The 19,160-nt window shown below is 49.4% G+C and carries 16 protein-coding genes; 4 read left to right on the top strand and 12 right to left on the bottom strand.

The features are described from left to right. Window positions 1-30 precede the first annotated feature (30 nt). The 6 genes from ABEB26_RS22090 to ABEB26_RS22065 form a co-directional block, all read right to left on the bottom strand. Window positions 31-1,911: a coiled-coil domain-containing protein gene (locus ABEB26_RS22090; protein ID WP_345724255.1), complete on the bottom strand. Its 1,881-nt coding sequence runs from the start codon at window positions 1,909-1,911 to the stop codon at window positions 31-33. Beyond that, window positions 1,905-2,951: a TPM domain-containing protein gene (locus ABEB26_RS22085; RefSeq protein ID WP_345724254.1), complete on the bottom strand. Its 1,047-nt coding sequence runs from the start codon at window positions 2,949-2,951 to the stop codon at window positions 1,905-1,907. Before ABEB26_RS22085 ends, ABEB26_RS22090 begins: the two co-directional genes overlap by 7 nt. Before the next feature lie 96 nt (window positions 2,952-3,047). Further along, window positions 3,048-4,181: a cystathionine gamma-synthase gene (locus ABEB26_RS22080; RefSeq protein ID WP_012188065.1), complete on the bottom strand. Its 1,134-nt coding sequence runs from the start codon at window positions 4,179-4,181 to the stop codon at window positions 3,048-3,050. Between the two features lie 43 nt (window positions 4,182-4,224). After that, window positions 4,225-5,154, bottom strand: coding sequence for a DNA cytosine methyltransferase (locus ABEB26_RS22075; protein WP_345724253.1), 930 nt, complete (start codon window positions 5,152-5,154; stop codon window positions 4,225-4,227). Next, the gene (locus ABEB26_RS22070) at window positions 5,151-6,230 is read right to left on the bottom strand and encodes a HindVP family restriction endonuclease (RefSeq protein WP_345724252.1); all 1,080 of its coding nucleotides are present in this window, start codon (window positions 6,228-6,230) and stop codon (window positions 5,151-5,153) included. Before ABEB26_RS22070 ends, ABEB26_RS22075 begins: the two co-directional genes overlap by 4 nt. 190 nt (window positions 6,231-6,420) lie before the next feature. Beyond that, entirely contained in the window at window positions 6,421-7,401 is a 981-nt protein-coding gene (locus ABEB26_RS22065) for a phosphotransferase enzyme family protein (protein WP_345724251.1), read from the bottom strand. A gap of 25 nt (window positions 7,402-7,426) precedes the next feature. Between ABEB26_RS22065 and ABEB26_RS22060 the strand changes: the two genes are divergently transcribed. Beyond that, window positions 7,427-8,230, top strand: a complete 804-nt coding sequence (locus ABEB26_RS22060) for a YceI family protein (protein WP_345724250.1) — start codon at window positions 7,427-7,429, stop codon at window positions 8,228-8,230. A gap of 63 nt (window positions 8,231-8,293) precedes the next feature. Here ABEB26_RS22060 and ABEB26_RS22055 read toward each other — a convergent pair whose 3' ends face one another. Continuing rightward, on the bottom strand, window positions 8,294-10,807 hold the full coding sequence (locus tag ABEB26_RS22055) for an ATP-dependent Clp protease ATP-binding subunit (RefSeq protein ID WP_345724249.1): 2,514 nt from the start codon (window positions 10,805-10,807) through the stop codon (window positions 8,294-8,296). Window positions 10,808-11,128: 321 nt separating this feature from the next. Next, window positions 11,129-12,379, bottom strand: a complete 1,251-nt coding sequence (gene rpsA / locus ABEB26_RS22050; protein WP_345724248.1) for a 30S ribosomal protein S1 — start codon at window positions 12,377-12,379, stop codon at window positions 11,129-11,131. 371 nt (window positions 12,380-12,750) lie between these two features. Between rpsA and ABEB26_RS22045 the strand changes: the two genes are divergently transcribed. Together ABEB26_RS22045 and purB are read left to right on the top strand one after the other, a co-directional pair. Then, window positions 12,751-13,119, top strand: a complete 369-nt coding sequence (locus ABEB26_RS22045; protein ID WP_345724247.1) for an Imm10 family immunity protein — start codon at window positions 12,751-12,753, stop codon at window positions 13,117-13,119. A gap of 243 nt (window positions 13,120-13,362) precedes the next feature. Next, window positions 13,363-14,730, top strand: a complete 1,368-nt coding sequence (purB, locus tag ABEB26_RS22040; RefSeq protein WP_345724296.1) for an adenylosuccinate lyase — start codon at window positions 13,363-13,365, stop codon at window positions 14,728-14,730. Between the two features lie 24 nt (window positions 14,731-14,754). Here purB and ppgK read toward each other — a convergent pair whose 3' ends face one another. Further along, window positions 14,755-15,498: a polyphosphate--glucose phosphotransferase gene (gene ppgK / locus ABEB26_RS22035; protein WP_345724246.1), complete on the bottom strand. Its 744-nt coding sequence runs from the start codon at window positions 15,496-15,498 to the stop codon at window positions 14,755-14,757. A 115-nt stretch (window positions 15,499-15,613) separates the two neighbouring features. On the opposite strand from ppgK, the gene ABEB26_RS22030 reads away from it, so the two are divergent. Next, a complete protein-coding gene (locus tag ABEB26_RS22030; protein WP_345724245.1) occupies window positions 15,614-16,183 on the top strand; it encodes a hypothetical protein in 570 nt (189 codons plus the stop codon). Between the two features lie 21 nt (window positions 16,184-16,204). Here the strand turns inward: ABEB26_RS22030 and ABEB26_RS22025 are convergent, their stop codons facing one another. The 3 genes from ABEB26_RS22025 to ABEB26_RS22015 form a co-directional block, all read right to left on the bottom strand. After that, window positions 16,205-16,597, bottom strand: a complete 393-nt coding sequence (locus ABEB26_RS22025) for a hypothetical protein (protein ID WP_012190783.1) — start codon at window positions 16,595-16,597, stop codon at window positions 16,205-16,207. A gap of 3 nt (window positions 16,598-16,600) precedes the next feature. Beyond that, a complete protein-coding gene (locus ABEB26_RS22020; RefSeq protein ID WP_345724244.1) occupies window positions 16,601-17,413 on the bottom strand; it encodes a hypothetical protein in 813 nt (270 codons plus the stop codon). 89 nt (window positions 17,414-17,502) lie between these two features. Further along, window positions 17,503-18,891: a WXG100 family type VII secretion target gene (locus ABEB26_RS22015; protein WP_345724243.1), complete on the bottom strand. Its 1,389-nt coding sequence runs from the start codon at window positions 18,889-18,891 to the stop codon at window positions 17,503-17,505. Window positions 18,892-19,160 lie beyond the last annotated feature (269 nt).

The following is a 19,160-nucleotide window of genomic DNA, read 5'->3' as shown; positions in this document are numbered from 1 at the left end:
CAATTATCGAGTGCAGCGCTCTTAAAACATCTACCAGCTACCGCCGGAATCGCCGGAGCTGCTATCGCCGCCCCAATCGCCACCGGAATCGCCAGAACCGCCGCTGAACATGCCACCCCAGCCACCACCAGAATCACCGGAGTCGCTGCTAGGACTATTGGAGCTACCGCCGCCGCTCCAGCCGCCACCGCCACCACTACCCCAACCGCCACCATGGTGATGGTTACCGCCACTATTCATCATCGAGCCGATAAACATCCCGGTCAGCAAATCGCCAAAATCGTTATCGCGATCGCGACGATGGCCCGAATATTGGCCACTTGGATACTGGCCACCATACTGTTGGGGATGGCTTTGTTGGTAGGTTTGGGCAGCACTTTGGATAATTTGGGCTGCTTGGTGGGCATAGCCATTGGCTTCACGTGCACTTGCTGCAATCTTTTTAAGTTCCTCAGCATTGGCATTGGGGTTATACTGCCTCAGCGTTTGTTGAGCTTGGGTCAGCAAACTGCGCCCATTCGAGTTGGCAGGCAAGACATGGCCGTATTGGTTATACCATTGATTAGCGTTGTTGAGCGATTGTTGGGCAACTTGAAACGCCTCTGAAGCTTCGCGCCGCAAGACTTCCAATGATTGGAAGGTTTCGTACATGGCGCTATACAACGGGGCTGCTTGGCTGATAACCGTGTTATAGCCAGCAATCGCCGCATCCAAGGCTCCAGCCCGCGCATCCTCTTCGTTACGATCGGCGGAAAGCAACGAGGTATCGGCTTCACTCAGCGTGCGACCCAAACTATCGATTTTTTTACGATGCTCAGGGGTGGCCTCAACTGGGTGCAATTGAGCAAAGTTTTGCAATTTGCCAAGCTCAGCCTGGGCCGCTTTGGCCAAATCTTTGGCTTGAGCACGCTTGGCATTCATCGTTTCAACTTCAGAACGAGCGCCAGCCAAGGCTTGGTCGGCATATTGGCGAGCTTGGGTAACCTGTTGCAAGACGCTGATCCAATTGGGTTTTTCGCGGGCCAATTGGCTTTCAACGTTTTGAATCAAAGCTTCGGCTTGATTCAAAGCTTTTTCAGGTACTTTGCCAACATCGGCATCGTTGTTGCGCACATAGCCCCAACCAAGTTTAATATCGCGCTTGGCATCTTCAATTTGATGGGTTGCGCTCTTTTGGGCTTCGCGTAAATCGGCCAAGCGCTGGCTAATTGCGCTCAACAAGGTATCCGCATAGACCAAGCGACCTTCGGCAGTTTCCAAATCTTCTAAACCACCAGCCCAATCATCTTGTTCTGGGGCGATTTTGGCTTGGGCGGTTTGCCAAAGTTGGTGGGCTTGAGCCACGGCTGAGGCTGCCTCGCTGCCATTGCCGCGAATATCGCTCCACGATTCGGGAGCGTATTGATTGACTTCGCTAAACTCGTTGCGGCTTGCTTCTAGGCGATTGTTCAATTCCAAGCCACGCGCATTGACCGCTTCGAGGCGTTGGTTGAACGATTGCTGGGTGTTAGCGAAATCTGGCCCAAGCTTGTAGGCGCGTTGGGCGATTCGCTCAGCTTCATCGACCAAATCGCTAGCATCAGTTTCGTTAATTTGCACTGCGGCATTTTGTAAAACCTGCTGGCCTTCGGCGACCAACTGTTTCACACCGCTTGCCCGCTTGCCAGTTAAGCCAGCCAAACTTTCCTCGGCGGCGTTGAGTTGGGCCTCGGCACTTTTCAGCCGATCAAGTAATGGTTGAAGTTTGATCAATTGTTCCGACGCTACGCTAGCAGCTTGCCGAGCATCGTTAGCATGTTGTGATGCTAAGGCTTCGGCGGCCTGCGCTACTTGTTGTTGAATTGTGGCAACTTGGGCTTGAGCCTGTTTTCCACCAATCCGTTGCAACAAGTCGGCAGCGTCGGTTACCATTTTTTTGCGCGGTCAACCTCGCCTGGAGCTTGAGCATTAATCGTATCAAGCTCCTTACGCAAAGCATCCATTGCTTGCAATTCGCTGGTAATTTGGCGTACTTGGTTGGTAATGCCATCGTAGCCACCAGCCGCGCCCTCTAAATCGGTGACTGAGGGATTTGACAAGTTATCAATGTGTTCATTAATATCATCAAACTTAACTTTGAGCTGAGTAAAGCTACTTTCAACCGCCCGATGCCGCTGTTCTAATTCGTTGGCTTGGGTTGATGGATAGCTAATTTTATCGAAACGCTGTTTTTCAGCAGCATCGCGCATGGCCTGCCCAAGGTCGGCAATCCCGACCCCAGCATTACGTTTGGCTTGATCAAAACGAGCACGGGTACTAGCTTGTGCGCCTAAATCGGCGGCTTGGTTCGAACGGCGCTTGAGCAAGCCAGGCACCACAAAGAAACCAATCGCGACTAAGGCGATAATCACAATTATCCATACCAGGCTTGAGCCAAGCCCACTGCTGCTACTGCTGCTTTGCGAGCTGCTCGAGGCGGCTCCAGCTGGATCATTAATCACTCGCGCAGTTGCAGTCATGGCATCAACCAAACCACGAGTGGGGTCATTGACCTTTAACCCAGCATTCAGTTGATTATTGCGAATCGAATCCGATTGATTGCCAGTGGTTAAGGCTTGATTGTAGTCGATGCCTGGCAAAATCGAGCTATAGCGTGGGTCGAATGAAACATAATAGATCAAGACATTACTTGGGCGATCGCCAGCTTTTGAGCTATTGCCAATCCCAAGCGCTTTCAGGCGGCTATCCAAATAGGCAGTTTCACTTTGGCCATTGGTGCTATCAGTGAGCACCACCACCACCAACGCGCCTTTATCGGTTAATTGACGAGCCGCCGTATTGATCCGACTTTCATCAACATCAACCCCATTATTATCGATCACCACCCGTGCATCTTGGGCAAAACTAGGCGCAGCAAACAGCATTAAACTGAGCACCCAGAGCATAAGTATGCCCCAGCGACGTTGTTTCATAGCCAACCTCCAACAAGAAAGAACCGAGCTTGGATTAGGAAGCGAGACAGCCATAGCCTAATCCAAGCCATGGCTATAGCGGCTTAACCATGAGTACTACGCAAGTGCTTGCTCAAGGTCGCGCAATAAATCATTAATATCTTCGATTCCAACCGAAAGCCGCACTAAATTGGCTGGTACTTCAAGTTTCGAGCCAGCAACGCTCATATGAGTCATGCCAGCAGGCACTTCAATTAGCGATTCAATCCCGCCCAAGCTTTCGGCCAAGGTAAAGAGCTTGGTTTTGCTGACCATGGCGTTGGCAACTTCAGCCCCGCCTTTCAGCAAGATTGAGATCATCCCGCCAAAGCCACGCATTTGCTCCCGCGCCAAATTGTGCTGAGGATGCGACGGCAAGCCTGGATAAATCACTTTTTCAACTGCTGGATGCTCGGTTAGGAACTGGGCAATTGCCAAAGCATTGCGTTCATGCTCGCGCATACGAATGCTCAAGGTTTTGACTCCGCGTAAGACCAACCAGCAATCGAATGGGCCTGGCACAGCGCCAGCGGCATTTTGCAAGAACTTCAATTTTTCATAAAGTTCATCGTTCGAGGTCATAATTGCCCCGCCGACTACATCGCTATGGCCGCCGATATATTTGGTCGTGCTGTGCAGCACCATATCGGCCCCTAAAGTAATTGGGCGTTGGTTGTAAGGTGAAGCAAAGGTATTATCAACAATCGTCCAAATGCCATGTTCACGAGCAACTTTGGTAATGGCAGCAATCGGCGCGAGTTTCAACAGCGGGTTGGTTGGGGTTTCCAGCCAAATCAAGCGCGTATTAGGCTTGATTGCTGCCCGAACCGCCTCAGGATCGGCCATATCGACAAAATCAAAGCTCAAGCCATGCTCAGTCATCACCCGTTGGAACAAGCGATAGGTGCCGCCATAGACATCATCGCCACAAATCACATGATCGCCAGCCTTGAGCATGAGCATCAAGGTGGTTGAAGCACCCAAGCCCGAAGCAAATACCAACGCATGTTTGGCCTCTTCCAAAGCGGCTAAACAGGTTTGTAAAGCGGTACGAGTTGGATTATCAGTCCGTGAATATTCATAGCCAGTATGATCGCCAACACCGCGTTGGGCATAGGTCGAAGTCTGATAAATTGGCACAATCACAGCGCCAGTTACTGATTCAGGGTCTTGCCCTGCATGGATCGCGCGGGTTGCAAAGCCATAATCCACAAGTGTGCTCCTTATTCGTTAATAATCAACGTCGATCATCACGTTAAAAGAAAGATGGTAATAATGAGAGTTGTTGAATCCTCGGCTGATTCAGATAGGCTCGAAGGTTGGTTGCAAGAAAAAAAGCCAAATTTACTGGCACTGCATTCCCAATCATCTGCTCCTGCTCAGATTTTGTTCCAACAAACTTAAAATCGAAGGGAAATGTCTGGATCAGACTGCGCTCTTTGGTGGTTAGTGGCCGTGCTAAAGCCACATCGCCAGCATCGTTAGGATGCATCTGATATGTTTTCGGAATGGGCCGATTCACCCCACGGATGGTTGGGCTAGGCTCATCGACACTAAAAATAGCTCGTCGAGCATACGTTCTAGGATGGCGATAGTAATAATTAGTACCTAGACTGTCTCCGAAATAATCTCGCACCGTTAATGGCTGTTTGGCTAATTGTTGCTGAAGCACATTCACAAAATCCGCAATTGAGCCATGGCGATGACCAATGACGAAGGTTCGTTTGCGCAACTGTGGCACACCACACAAACTAGCATCTAACACAATTTGCGCCAAGGAATAACCTCCATCATGCAACATGGCACAGGCCTGTTGATGGATTTTGGAAAGCCGAGCACGCTCAACATTTTCCATGATAACCCATGCAGGTTGAATAGCCAGTATGATTTTGGCAAAATCCAAGGTCAAATCAGCCCGACCCAAGCTTTCATCGCGTTTACCAGCCGAAGAAAAATCTTGGCATGGTGGGCCACCGATGACTAATTCTGGGGCATAAGATTTAATTAATGATACGGCTGCACTAATCTGCGCTAAATCGAGATCATAAATCGGGTGAATAAAGTTTTGCTGATAGGTGTTAATCGCAGGTCGCCAATTATCAACCGCTGCGACAACATCAAACCCCGCTTGCATAAACCCCAGCGACATGCCCCCGCAACCAGCAAATAAATCGACAGTTTTCATGGCGCATCCTCGAATAAGCCAGGTGTACTCACAATCGCACTATCCAACCGCCGTTCAGGGCTAAGGTAATGCTGACCACCATTGATAATAATTTGTTTGATCCAGTCACGTCGAATGCGTGGATTATGCAGTTCTGGTGAACTCATATATTTTCGTGTGATCATTCCACTAGCAGCAAAAGCTTTATCATTTTTTAAATTAAAGGTAATTCGATCAAGCGTTCGCTTATAATCGATTTTGCCATGCTGGGCAAAATCATAGAGCATTTTGATTAACCAAACAGTTGTTCGTTCAGGTCGCGTAATTGATTTTTCGGAAGGTTTTATGGAACTATCCAAGAACACTTTCGTCAATGCAAAATTGCTCCATACAAAAAGATCAAGGCATTGTTCATGAAGAATTGATAATTTTCCTTGGGTTTTCCAAATTGGTTGGAGCAAAATCGGTATTTGAGCATGCTGGTAGCGCTCAAAAAGAATATACAACAGCTCGCAAAATAACGGAATGCTTGATTGAATAATTCGAGTATCTTCCCAATCAACAATTTTAGAACAGGTAGGTTCCAAAATATCCAATAGGACAACAGGGTTTTGTTGAAAAATTTTAGCAATACTGAGTGCCAAATAAACAATTGTATCGGGACGAATAACAATTTCACAGCCTTGAAGATGATCTGGAAGTGTTGCAGTTGTATTATCGGGAATCGCGGTTAATTTTATTTCAAAGGCAGTGATAATCTGAGAATGTTGTAGATTACTAATAACAACATCAATTGCTGGTGTTTTGCCAATAATAAGTTCAGCATATGGATGATAACTATGTTCAAAGGCAAAAAATGCCTTTTGATCTAATGGATTGATTTGAAATATTTGCTCTACATCAATATAGCTATGAGTGATAATTCGATTATCTAACCGAATATAGACAGGTTTGATCTGCTGGCTAAACATAAAACAAGCCAAAGCAATGGGAAACGCATTATTAAATTGATTTTTGCCCCAAGCTTCTTTTTTTGTGAAATCTCGATTGGAATTTGTTATCCCAAACAAGCCTGGTTGATTAAGTCGATCCAGCATGCTATTTCCCTAAATATGCAATTAATTGAGGCAAATCATAGGGTTTAATTATAGCATACCTAGAACTATAAACGCCTAAAACCACAAACGGCTCGCATAATGGAGCCGCTTGTGGGAGAGAAGAGAGAGGAGAAGGTTTGACTTTAGTATACATCAAGTACTATAAAACGCCATCCCACCTGCTGGGGTTTTAGGGGTGATTTAGGGGGGATATTGAACCAAAGTTAATTTCCTTTAACCATTGTATTGCATCCGTTGCCGTTGCTCCCTGCGAACATAACAGGTAAAGGTTTTGTAAACGACACAGCTTTGGCAAAATCGCCAGTTCAGCCTCGGTCAAAGGCCGAATTGATTGATAGCCAGCAATAATTGCTTGTTGTTGGGCTACCGTGCAAGGTTGCCAATTACGATACATCGTCAAGCCATGAACTGCCGTCCAAGCCAACTCAAGCACTAAGCAGCGCCAACCAACTTCTTCAAAATCCAGCACAGCTTGCAATTCGTCACCATTGAAAAGTAAATTTGCGGCCCGAATATCGTTATGACAAACACCACTTGGCAAATGCGCTAGCTCTTGTTTGGCAAGTTGCGCTAGCTCTTGGTGCAATGGCGCAGCATCTGGTGTGTCGCCAAGCCAAGCTGCCAAGCCCATACACACCTGTTCGAGCGGCAAAAGCACTCGTGGAAGTTGCCCAGCCTGTGGATAATCGGCTAATATTCGCTGAAGCTTGGCAGTTTCTTCACCAATTCTCCATAACTGCTGGCTAGAATCAGGGTCAGGAGGTGTTCCATCAAGCCACTGTTGGAGATATACACATCGTTCGTTAATCTTAAGCACTCGTTGCTCAGTCGTAGTTGGGACGATCAACGGGACAGACATTTGTTGTACTGAAAGCCAGTGTTGAAGCTCAACACTTTGTTCGATTTGCGCATGGCGGCCACGATCAGCACTTATTTTAAAAATCCAGCGCTCCTGATCGTGCTTGACCCAAATTATTGCATTGCCAGCACTAATACTCCAGCGCACAATTTGGATATCATCAAGGCCATAGTGCTTGTGGAGCAACGCGGACACCCACGCGCTTGCACTGGCAGCATCCCAGCCAAAGCGTTGTTGTAAGGCTTGGTTGACATCGCCAGTTTCCCACAAAAGATCGAGTTGTTGCATCATTTTAAACTCATGAAAGGATTGTTCAATGAAGAAAATTGGTTTAATTATCGGTGGCGTTATTGCCATCGCCGTGATTGGCGCAATTGCCTATACCTTATGGCTCACATCAGATGTTGAGGTAGCCACTGGCACACCAGTAGCAGCAACCTTGGTCTTGCCAACGACAGCTCCAACGACTGCGGCAGCACCAGCCACCGCCACGACCACCAGCGATAATACTGCTGCTGCTACTCCCACGACCGCAGCCGAACCAACTACAGATGCTTCACAACCAGCCGCTGCTGGGGCAAAAATCTATCGCATCGATGCCAGCCAATCAAGTGCTAGCTATCAGGTGCGTGAAACCTTCTTGCAAGATAACAAAATTGTCGATGCAGTTGGCGTAACCAAAGCGATCGCTGGCGATCTTTTGATCGATACTGCGACCCCAGCTAACTCGCAAGTTGGTGAAATTGTGGTTGATATCAGCCAATTGCAATCGGATAGCGAACGCCGCGATAATGCGATTCGCCGCGAATGGCTCGAATCGTCGAAATATCCCAACGCTGTTTTCAAGAATGCCGTCATCAGCAACTTGCCCAGCGATCTCAAAGAAGGCGTTGAATTCACCTTCCAAATCACCGGCGATATGACGATTCACGATACAACCAACCCATTGACCTTCGATGTCACTGCAACCTTGAATGGCGACACCTTGACTGGTAAGGCTACCACCAAATTCAACATGAGTAGTTTCAATGTCGATGCCCCTGACATTGGCGGCATGCTCAAAGCCGAAGATGAAGTCTTGTTGACCTTGGATTTGGTCGCTACGGCAGTCGCCCAATAACAACAATTGGCGAGGAAATGCAAAACCGCCCTGATCATTGCGATCAGGGCGGTTTTTTGAGGTTTAGACTAACTCGGCTTCAGGCTCGACACTAGGATTTTCCAACTCGGCGGCTTCACGCTCTGAACGTAACACCACTTCGTTATCCTCAAGCTCGATATGAATCTTATCGCCATCTTTGAAGCGACCTTGTAGCAATCCTTCAGCCAAGCCATCTTCGATCATATTGGTGATGACGCGGCGCAACGGACGTGCGCCATAGGTTGGGTCGTAGCCACGTTTGGCCAACAGATCCAAGGTTTCATCAGTTACCAATAAATCAATTTGATGATCGACCAATTGCTTGCGCACGCGGTTGACTTCTAAGCGGGCAATGTTGCGAATCTCGATATCAGTTAATGGATGGAAAATGATTGTGCCATCGATCCGGTTGAGGAACTCAGGCCGGAACATGCGCTTCAGTTCATCATCAACCTTCTTGCGGGTATCCTCAACATCGATCGTGTTGCGATTGCCACCAAAGCCAATCCGCGAACCACGCCGAATTTGTTCAGTCCCAACATTCGAGGTCATAATGATCACAGTATTGCGGAAATCGACTCGTCGGCCTTTGCCATCGGTCAAGTTGCCATCTTCCAACACTTGCAACAACAAGTTGAAGGTGTCGGGGTGAGCTTTTTCGATTTCGTCGAACAGCACCACGCTATACGGACGACGGCGTACAGCGTCAGTCAATTGACCGCCTTCACCATAGCCAACATAGCCTGGAGGCGAGCCAACCAAGCGTGAGGTATTGAAGCGCTCTTGAAACTCCGACATATCGATTTTGATCAAGGCATCTTCTGAGCCAAACATAAACTCAGCCAACGCCTTAGCTAGCAAAGTCTTACCAACCCCAGTTGGCCCCAAGAAAATGAACGAGCCAATTGGGCGCTTAGGATCTTTCAAGCCAGCGCGGGCACGCCGCACAGCGCGAGCAATGATCGAAATTGGTTCCTCTTGGCCAACCACCCGCTCATGCAGATAGTCTTCCATCTTCATGAGCCGTTCAGTTTCTTCGCTAGCCAAGCGCATTACCGGAATCCCCGTCCACATTGCCACAACTTCGGCAATATCTTCTTGGGTCACGTAAGGCTTACCTTTGCGTTGCTCCGAGCCACGGGTCTTTTCTTCTTCGTCTTCAAGATCGGTGATGCGCTGGAGCATACGCTCTTCGCGAACCCGCAAATCTTGCACAACTTCGAATTGACCTTCTTCTAGGGCTGCATCTTTCTCTTTGCGAATCGCATCAAGCCCACGCAAAGCATCGCGTAAGGCCGATGGTGTGGCTGAGCGATACATACGCACCCGTGATGAGGCTTCGTCGATCAAGTCGATGGCTTTATCGGGCAAGAAACGATCGGGCACATAGCGAGCACTCAGCACGGCAGCGGCAGTAATCGCTTCGTCCTCAATTTGCAATTGATGGAAATCTTCGTAGCGCGTTTTGATCCCGCGCAAGATCTCGATCGTTTCCTCGATGGTTGGTTCATCGACCATAACTGGTTGGAAACGGCGTTCGAGTGCTGCGTCTTTTTCGATATATTTGCGGAACTCATCGAGCGTCGTTGCGCCAATACATTGCAATTCGCCGCGTGAAAGCGCTGGTTTCAGAATATTGGCGGCATCAAGCGTGCCTTCGGCTCCACCAGCACCAATAATCGTGTGGAATTCATCGATAAATAAAATACAACGGCTTTCTTTAATTTCGTCAACCACCCGTTTGAGGCGTTCCTCGAATTGGCCGCGATATTTGGTTCCAGCCACCAAAGCTCCCATATCAAGCGTTACCAAACGCTTGCCTTTGAGTGAATCTGGAACATCATCAGCGACAATCCGTTGAGCTAAGCCCTCAGCGATCGCAGTTTTACCAACCCCAGGCTCGCCAATTAGGGCTGGGTTATTTTTGGTGCGGCGTGACAAGATTTGAATCACGCGCTCAATTTCATCTTTGCGCCCAACCACTGGATCAAGTCGGCCAGCCTCGGCTAACTCGGTCAAATCGGTTGAAAGCGCATCGAGATAGGGTGTTTTGCTTTGTTTGGCTTGGCGTTCGCCACCAGCACTTGGGCTAGGCGTGCTACTGCCGCCAACCCCTTGACGCATCATACGCATTACTTGAGTGCGAACCTGATCCAGCCCAACATTCATAATTTCGAGGACACCAGTTGCGACACCCTCGGCATTGCGCACCAAACCCAGCAAAATATGTTCAGTGCTGATATAGGTATGATTGAGTTTGCGAGCTTCATCGATTGCATACTCAAAAACTTTTTTGGCCCGTGCCGTTAAATCAATCTCGGCAGTCGAGCGTGGGCCATCGCCGTGGCCAACAATAAATTCAACAGCATTGCGGGCTTTTGTGATGGTCACACCAAGTTCAGCCAACACACGAGCGGCGACCCCTTCACCTTCCAAAATCAAGCCCAGCAATAAATGCTCGGTGCCGATGTAAGGATGATTAAACGCTCGCGCCTCTTCTTGGGCAAAGCTCATCACTTGCTTAGCGCGGCGGCTCATTTTGTCGTATGCACCCATATGTTTGCTCCAAAGCGAGGCAACCTTAGGATGAGTAAGATTGGGCCTCGGCGTGTTATCTATGACAAATAGTCGATGCTGCTGAGTGCCGATAGGCGAACATTGCTGGTCGGAAATGCGCTCGAAACTGGGGCAGCATCTCGGCTTCATTCTTTGGCAATGGGTGTGCCGCATCGGAAGCGTCGTGCATTAATTGTATCACTATCTTCAGATCAGTCATGCCCGTTTGAGTTAGCGTTTTGCTTGAAACGGACATGACCGTTGCAGCAGGGGAACCAGCAGGGTTTTCACAGACCCAGCACCTTCTCCGCTCCCATTCCGTTATTTGTCGTCTTCGGCAGCGTCGCTGGTGGTTGCCTCAGGTGTGGCTTCAGCCGTGGCTTCAGCACTTGACTCAGCGCTACCACTGCGGGTACTCAGGCCAATCCGCTTGCGAGTTGGGTCGATCCGAATAATCCGCGCTGAAACGCTGTCGCCTTCATTAATCACATCGCGTGGGTGTTGAATTCGTTCATCACTCATTTCTGAGATGTGGATCAGACCTTCGATGCCATCTTCGAGCCGCACAAACGCGCCAAAGGCGGTCAATTGAGTGACAACCCCAGAGACGCTTTGGCCAATTTGGTAGCGGTCGGTAACGGTTGTCCAAGGCTCAGCTTGGGTGCGCTTGATACTCAACGCGATGCGTTTTTTATCTTCATCGACGCTCAGAATATAGACGCTGACTGCATCGCCAACTTTCAACACTTCCTCGGGATGCTTGACGCGACTCCAAGAAAGCTCGGAAAGGTGAACCAAACCATCAGCTCCGCCAATATCAACAAACGCCCCGAAATCGCACAAACTGGTTACGCGGCCAGTGCGAACTGCGCCTGGTTCCAGTTTTTCAAGCAATTGGTCCTTGCGTGAATCGCGAACCTCTTGGACTGCTTGGCGCTCGGATAGAATCAGCCGGTTGCGTGAACGATTGATTTCAATAATTTTCAGTGGCAAGGTTTGACCAACCAGTTTTGCCATATCCGATTGTTTTTGGACATCGGAGCCACGGCTAACACTGCTGACCTGTGATGATGGCACAAAGCCACGCACCCCACTTAAATTAACCAATAGACCACCCTTGTTATAGTTGGTCACGGCGGCGTGGATCACATCGCCAGCCTCATGGTTGACTTGCAAGGCCCGCCAACTCTTTTCTTGGCGTGCTTTATCTATCGACAACACGATACGCCCTTCAGCGTCTTCGGTTTGAACGACTGTAACAAGCAAGACATCGCCAACCTTGAGTTCGGCGCGTTCTTCCGACGACAGACTGGTCATCTCGCGGCCTGGCACCACGCCTTCCGACTTGGAGCCAATATCGACCAACACCTCGTCGCGATCAACGCGAACAATCGTGCCATCGACCGAATCACCATACTTGAGATTGCGATAATCGTGGGCTGGATCACGGAGATACTCCTCCAGCAAGGCTCGATCATCATCGCCAGAATAATCGGCCTGTGGGGTCGTGTCCAATCCTGTGCTAGGAATCACATCAGATTGATCCATGCCCGGTTGTGTTTGCTCGTCCATAATGAGTCGTCCTTTTGCCAAAAGAGGATTCCCGAGGAAGGGCGGACAGCGTGAAACCGATATGAAAATTATACAGAAGCAGCATGCAAAAGGCAAGGTTTTTTTCAGATGTGGGGATCGGGTGTTGGGGATCGGGGATCGGCAAGCGCAGAACTCGCCTAAAACGTTGATGATTTGATCCACGAAGCCCACGCAGGGCACGAAGAACACGAAAGCTTGAAACCACGAAGGATGTTTCTTCGCCACAGATTAGCACAGATGGATTTGATTATCCTACAATGCCAATAATCCAACTCACTAAGCTCGTCTTGGTCATTGCATCTGTTATCTCTTATACTCTAGCTATCCTAACAACATAGTGGAGTTTTGGCATGCAAATATGGCATTTTACCGCAGCGGTTGTCGCAATTGAGCAACTCGCCGATGAGCATTTATTGATTTTAGGGTTGGCCGATAAGACTGATGAGCCAGATGAATATCTAACGATCCAGCGTAGTTTTGATGAAGCTAACTTCGAATACCAAGATAGTGATTTGGATGGCTATTGTGTGTGTTTGCCCAACGGTGCAACTGATTATCGCTGTATCGAACGCTGGGAACTTGAATTAGGCCGTCTGCACATTCATTTTAATCAATCAGCGCAAGCGGTTTTTCAACTCGTAGGCGTTGATGTCAAACTGGCGATTGATTCAGATCAACATCAACAACTGCACCAAGCATTGCAACAATTATTGAATTAAAGAACAGCGAACATAGAGCATAGAACATATTTTGATCCACGAAGCCCACGAAGTTACACGAAGTTGAAGCCACGAAGGCTGGTTTTTTGTCACAGCTACTGCTTGATTTAGATTCCGATCCCCGACCGTCAAGTACCGATCCCCAATCCCTATTTTTGATTTTGCCCTCTGACTTTTGACTTTTTGATCTACAATGGAGTGCATTTAATTCTACCAACCATAGTGAGGATTCTCATGAGCGAGATTAATCAACAGGCTTTACTGGCGATTGGGCCGCTTGATGGCCGCTATCGTAAAGATGTTGAGGCGCTTAGTGGCCACTTTAGCGAAGCCGCGTTATGGCGCTATCGCGTGCGGGTTGAAGTTGAATATTTATTATTTTTGGCTCGAGCACCACGCATTGGCCTGATCGAAGGCATCGATGGTCAGTTAGCTGGAGCTTTGCGCAATTTATATCGTCAATTTAGCGTCGATGATGCAGTGGCAATTGCAACTTGGGATCGCAAGGTCAACCACGATGTGAAGGCGGTGGAATATTGGCTGCGCGAAAAGCTCGATCTGCTTGGGCTTGGCCAATACAAAGAGGCAGTTCACTTTGCCCTAACCTCGGAAGATGTCAATAATCTAGCCTATGCGTTGATGGTGCAAGAATCACGTGATGTGGTGTTATTACCAGCGTTGGGCAATATTCTCGGCCAATTGCGTGATATGCAAATTGAGCATGCCGAAGCGCCATTATTGGCGAAAACCCACGGCCAACCAGCTACCCCAACCACCATGGGCAAAGAAATTGCGGTTTTCGCCGCCCGCGTCAATCGCGGCATCGAACAGCTCTTACATATCCGATTAACCGGTAAACTGAATGGGGCAACTGGCACATATGCTGCACATTATGCTGCTTTCCCCGATGTTGATTGGATCACGTTTAGCTCGGCGTTTGTGAAGTTTTTGGGTTTGGAGCCAACCCTGCTGAGCACTCAAATTGAGCCACACGATAGCATTGTTGAGGTTGGCGATGCTTTGCGCCGCGTCAACACAATTTTGGTCGATCTCTCGCAGGATATGTGGCGCTATATTTCCGATTCGGTGTTTGGCCAAGCGAGTGTGGCAGGCGAGGTTGGTTCATCGACCATGCCTCACAAAGTTAATCCGATTGACTTTGAAAATGCCGAAGGCAATTTGTTGCTAGCCAATAGCTTGCTGGAGTTTTTTGGCCGCAAGTTGCCAATTTCGCGTCTGCAACGCGATTTATCGGATAGCACGGTGCTGCGTAATCTTGGCGTAGCCTTTGGCCATAGTTTGTTTGCCTATCAACGTTTGCTCAAGGGCTTACGCAAATTGGCCTTCAACGCCGAAAAAGCCTACGCCGAATTAGCAGGGCATCCCGAAGTCTTGACCGAGGCAATTCAAACGATTTTGCGCCGCGAACGCTACCCCGAGCCATACGAAGCCATGAAAAAGCTGGCTCGCGGTCGCCAAATTACGCTTGAAGATTTGCATAGCTTTATCGATGAGCTTGAGGTGCAGCCCGAAGTGCGCGAGGAATTACGGGCTTTGCGGCCTGAAACCTATATTGGCCTCGCCGCCAAACTGGCCCGCAAGAAGATTTAACTTGATTTGGCCCCGAGTAGTTGGCTATTCGGGGCTTGTTTGAGCCGCAAACAAAGCAGCACCGATAATTCCCGCATCGTTAGTAAGCCGAGCAGGCACAAGTTTGGCGCGAATCCGAATTCGATCCAAGAATTGATCAGCATCTTTGCTGACACCACCGCCAAGAATAATCAGATCGGGCCAGAGCATCACTTCGATGGTTTGCAGAAATAGCTCTACGCCCTGCGCCCATTGCTCCCAGCTTTGGTTTTGGTCTTCGCGCACACTGGCGGCGGCCCACTCGTGGCCTGGTTTGCCACGCACGCTAATTTGGCCAAGCTCCAAATTGGGCAATAAATCATGATCATGAAACAACGCCGTGCCAATACCTGTGCCTAGGGTCAACATCAGTAACGTGCCCATCACTTCACGGCCAGCGCCAAAAGTAATTTCGGCTAAGCCAGCAGCATCAGCATCGTTGATCACCGTCACCTGACGATCGAAATGCTGGCTGAAACGGGCGGCCACATCGCAATGTAACCAGCGTTGATCAATATTCGAGGCTGTGCGGACAATTCCACGCTGAACCACCGCCGGAAAGCCACAACCAATCGGCCCTTGCCAAGCAAAATACTCAACCAATTCTTGAGCAACTTCAAGTACCGCTTCCGGCGTAGCAGGCTGCGGCGTATCACGGCGCTCCACATCGGCCAACAATTTGCCAGTTGAACAATCGACCGGAGCCGCTTTGATGCCAGTGCCACCAATATCAAGGCCTAAAATCTGCATATCGTGCTCCTGCAAGCTAGTCTGCTCAATTCAAGCACAGATTATGCCGCCAACGATAATCCAAGAATGGTGATTGTACGTAGCAATCAATAACTATTAATTCGGGAGTAGCGCAATGCAGACAGTTTCAGACTGGCTTGAACGGTGGAGCAAGGGTTGGTTGGTAGTGGTTGGGTTGGCAATATTCATCGCTTTTTTGGGGTTTATTTTGCCACAACAAGCCCAAAAGGCGCAGCAATATAGCGCAGGCATCGGCTCGCCTGATAGTAGTCTCTTGTATTCGGCTGACGATTTGTATCGCTTTGCCGAAGCCTATGGTGCTGAAGGTCGGGCGGAATATATTGCTGCGCGATTCAGCTTTGATCTGATCTGGCCCTTGGCCTATACTCTGTTTTTAGCCACAGCGATTAGTTGGCTGGGCCAACGTAGCTTTCAAGCCAAGAGCCGTTGGCGCTGGCTCAACCTTGTACCAGTTATTGGTTTAGTGCTGGATTATGCTGAAAATTGCGGGGCAGCGCTGGTTATGGGGCGATATCCTGAGCGTACACCAATTGTCGATTGGCTAACGCCGTGGCTGAGTGCTAGCAAATGGCTGTTTGTGAATGGCAGTTTTGTGGTATTAGTTGGGGTAGGTTTACTCTATAGTTGGCGGCGAGTTACGAAAAAAACACCGCAGTTGGCGTAACTACGGTGTTTTTTTGCAAATTTATTGATCTTTGGTCAAGGTCAAGACTGGCTTATCGCCAACGATTGCATATGAAAAAGTGTAGTGACCTGGGGCAAGCTCAGGTGTCCCAACATGCTTTTCGGGGTAAATCACATCGAGATACTGCTTGCCATCAACCGTGACGAAATTCATCTTGCGATAGTTGGCCAGCACTGGCTCATGAGCTTGATACTCGGTAATATGGCCGGAATCGATTGGGCCATAGGGCGTGGTGCTTTGGCCGACCCCGCCAGCCCCCAGCCAAAAATTCTCAATATCAACTTCGCTATCGTTGCGAATTCGAATATGTACTTTATTCACGTCATCCCCACCACAACCAGCAAGGCTGATTAATAACAGACTGAATAACCACCACAAACGGACGAATCGCATATGCTAGCCAGCCACCAATTCTTCAATTGGCGTGTTGAGCAATTCGGTAATCATTGAACTGGTTACGCCCATAAAATTAGCGGTGGTGGCGGTAAAATAATCGATTGTCTGATTGGGATGCGGTAAGGCTAGCCATTGTTGACCGCCTGCACCAATTAATGCCCCCACCAAACGCATGCCAATTGCCTTGCCTTCAAGCGTGCGTAGCACTGTCACCGTGCCACGGCTAGCGGTTGCTTGCAGGGTTTCAGCAAAATATTGGGCGGCCTCAGGTGCAAGACCTTGTTGAGCCAACCAGCGTGGATCGGGATATTGTTTGGCTTGCTCAACTAATTCACGTGGGAAGTTGAAGCCAAGATCTGGTTGGTCAGTATCTTTGTAGCCTAAACTATGGGCTAAACGTTCGGTCATCACTTCAGTATTAGTCAAGGCCACCAAGGTATAGTGGCTGCCAACCAAACTCATTTCGATGATGCCACTGGGTGAAAAGTAATGACTTACCCCTTGATGACCACTCTGTTGCCCATGCCACTCGCTGACCACTACAATATCAGGTTCGGCTAAGGTTGCAATCACCATCATCAATGGCTCAGTCATTGAATAATGACCAGCAGCCTCATCCCAAACAATCCACTGATCGGCTTGCAATTCAGCCAACCCCTGATCCCACTGAGCTTGGCGTTGGTCAGGATCGGCGGGAAACAACGCAGCATCATCGCCACCGATCAAATTTTGCGCATGCACCATACCCAAAAGATAGGCAAGTTGGGGCGTACTAAACTGCAATGGGTAGGTTAATTCGCGTGTCTGTGCCATAGTATGGCCTCCTGCTGAAATGGGCAGTGGATCGGCGTTGTAACAACGTCCAAGCCACTGCCCATTATACTGTTGATCTTACCGATTACCTAGAAGGTTTTGGAGAACCAATCTTTGACTCCGCTCCAGGTATTTTGGACATCTTGTTTGACATCGCCAAACCAGTTGACAGCATCTTGGGCTTTGCCAATCAAGCTACCAGCGCCGTTACTAATGGTTGCGCCAATGCCAGTGTTGCCCATTTTTTCGTTCCAGTAGCGAATACCTGATTCTTGGCCAGTCAATGGGTTAGCCGTGTCGCGGCGTTCCAAGCCAAGGTAGTTGTAGCCTGGACCCATATCGTGGTAGTTGAAGAGGTAGCCAGCAGCATCGTGGACAGCGCCGTGGTAACTGACTGGTGAATCGCCCAAGTCGATTGCCTTGTTGCCAGGGCCAACTAAGCCACCGCTTGGATTGAGCATTGAACCAAATACAGGGTCGATGCCCAAGACATCGCCGACGACTTTGCCATAGCGCAAGCTTGAGGTGCTGCCCATGAAATCGCCATGGAAGGTTTGGTTGATTGCTTCAACAGCCGATTGGCCGTTGGCTGCGCCGGTCTTGGCAGCTTGTTCGCGCAATTCAAGGAACTTGCCATAGTCGGCTTGGATTTTTTCTAATGGCACGCCACGAGCTGCGGCAATCTTCTTGAGCGCTTCTTCAATTTGCTCAGGGGTAGCATTGCCACTGGTCAGTAATTCCATGGCCGAGTTCAGCTCAGGGTTGCCAGCACCTTGGAATTGTTGGCCGACCAAATCGCCCATGTATTTATCATTGAAGACTTGCTCGGTTGACATTGGTTCTTGGCTGCTGCCACCACCGCCGCCACCGCCACCACCTGACGATGCGCTGCCGCCACCGCCGCCGCCGCCACCTGACGATGAACCGCCGCCACCGCCGCCTGACGATGAGCCGCCACCACCGCCGCCTGACGATGAACCGCCGCCACCGCCGCCTGACGATGAACCGCCGCCACCGCCGCCTGACGATGAACCTCCGCCACCAGCAGCAATACCTGCGCCACCACCAGTAGCACCAGCATTACCGCCACCACTGCCGCTGCCACCATCGGCGTTGCCGCCACCGCCACCAGCGCTAGCAGTGCCATTGCCACCACCAGATGGTGCGCCGCTGCCATCAAAGGTGATGCCTTTGGCGGCTTCTTCTTCGGCTTGACGGAAGATTTGCGAGATTTGCTTGGTAACTTCGCCGCTCACTGCTAGCACATTTTGCAATCGCTTCATAGCAGGAAAGACATTCTCGTTCATTTCGGCAAAGAATGCTTGGGCTGCATCCCCTTGCCAAGCACCACCTCGAAGTTCCTCATACATGCGGCGAATCATCGCTTCCATTTGCACTTGGTGATCATGCAATTTTTGGAACCGACTGGAAACCTGTTCCATGTCATCAGACTTATGCTGGACGATATCTGCTGTCATGCAGCCTCCCTAGCAAGCACCGTCACAAATGCGACGGTAACAAAAAAATACCACGAACCCTCCACGATTCCTGTTCTCTCACAAGACGGGCCATACCAAATGGGATTTCCAAGACTTTGGACAAGAAAAAGACGATGGGTACTAATCCCTAGGCGGGATTAACACGCCATTAGAATACTAAACGAAGCTCTTATTTGTCAACACGTTTTTAAGAATGTTTCGGGCCAATTTTTGAGTTGGGGTTGTCATTTAACTGAAGGCTTCGGGGA

The organism is Herpetosiphon gulosus (genome assembly GCF_039545135.1).
In the GTDB taxonomy this organism is placed as follows: domain Bacteria; phylum Chloroflexota; class Chloroflexia; order Chloroflexales; family Herpetosiphonaceae; genus Herpetosiphon; species Herpetosiphon gulosus.
This window is presented reverse-complemented; position numbering and strand designations above follow the sequence as displayed.

Coding starts and splice junctions, on each gene's coding strand:
- ABEB26_RS22090 (WP_345724255.1), bottom strand. CDS start 1,911: ATGGTAACCGACGCTGCCGACTTGTTGCAACGGATTGGTGGAAAACAG.
- ABEB26_RS22085 (WP_345724254.1), bottom strand. CDS start 2,951: ATGAAACAACGTCGCTGGGGCATACTTATGCTCTGGGTGCTCAGTTTA.
- ABEB26_RS22075 (WP_345724253.1), bottom strand. CDS start 5,154: ATGAAAACTGTCGATTTATTTGCTGGTTGCGGGGGCATGTCGCTGGGG.
- ABEB26_RS22070 (WP_345724252.1), bottom strand. CDS start 6,230: ATGCTGGATCGACTTAATCAACCAGGCTTGTTTGGGATAACAAATTCC.
- ABEB26_RS22065 (WP_345724251.1), bottom strand. CDS start 7,401: ATGATGCAACAACTCGATCTTTTGTGGGAAACTGGCGATGTCAACCAA.
- ABEB26_RS22060 (WP_345724250.1), top strand. CDS start 7,427: ATGAAGAAAATTGGTTTAATTATCGGTGGCGTTATTGCCATCGCCGTG.
- ABEB26_RS22055 (WP_345724249.1), bottom strand. CDS start 10,807: ATGGGTGCATACGACAAAATGAGCCGCCGCGCTAAGCAAGTGATGAGC.
- rpsA (WP_345724248.1), bottom strand. CDS start 12,379: ATGGACGAGCAAACACAACCGGGCATGGATCAATCTGATGTGATTCCT.
- ABEB26_RS22045 (WP_345724247.1), top strand. CDS start 12,751: ATGCAAATATGGCATTTTACCGCAGCGGTTGTCGCAATTGAGCAACTC.
- ppgK (WP_345724246.1), bottom strand. CDS start 15,498: ATGCAGATTTTAGGCCTTGATATTGGTGGCACTGGCATCAAAGCGGCT.
- ABEB26_RS22030 (WP_345724245.1), top strand. CDS start 15,614: ATGCAGACAGTTTCAGACTGGCTTGAACGGTGGAGCAAGGGTTGGTTG.
- ABEB26_RS22025 (WP_012190783.1), bottom strand. CDS start 16,597: ATGCGATTCGTCCGTTTGTGGTGGTTATTCAGTCTGTTATTAATCAGC.
- ABEB26_RS22020 (WP_345724244.1), bottom strand. CDS start 17,413: ATGGCACAGACACGCGAATTAACCTACCCATTGCAGTTTAGTACGCCC.
- ABEB26_RS22015 (WP_345724243.1), bottom strand. CDS start 18,891: ATGACAGCAGATATCGTCCAGCATAAGTCTGATGACATGGAACAGGTT.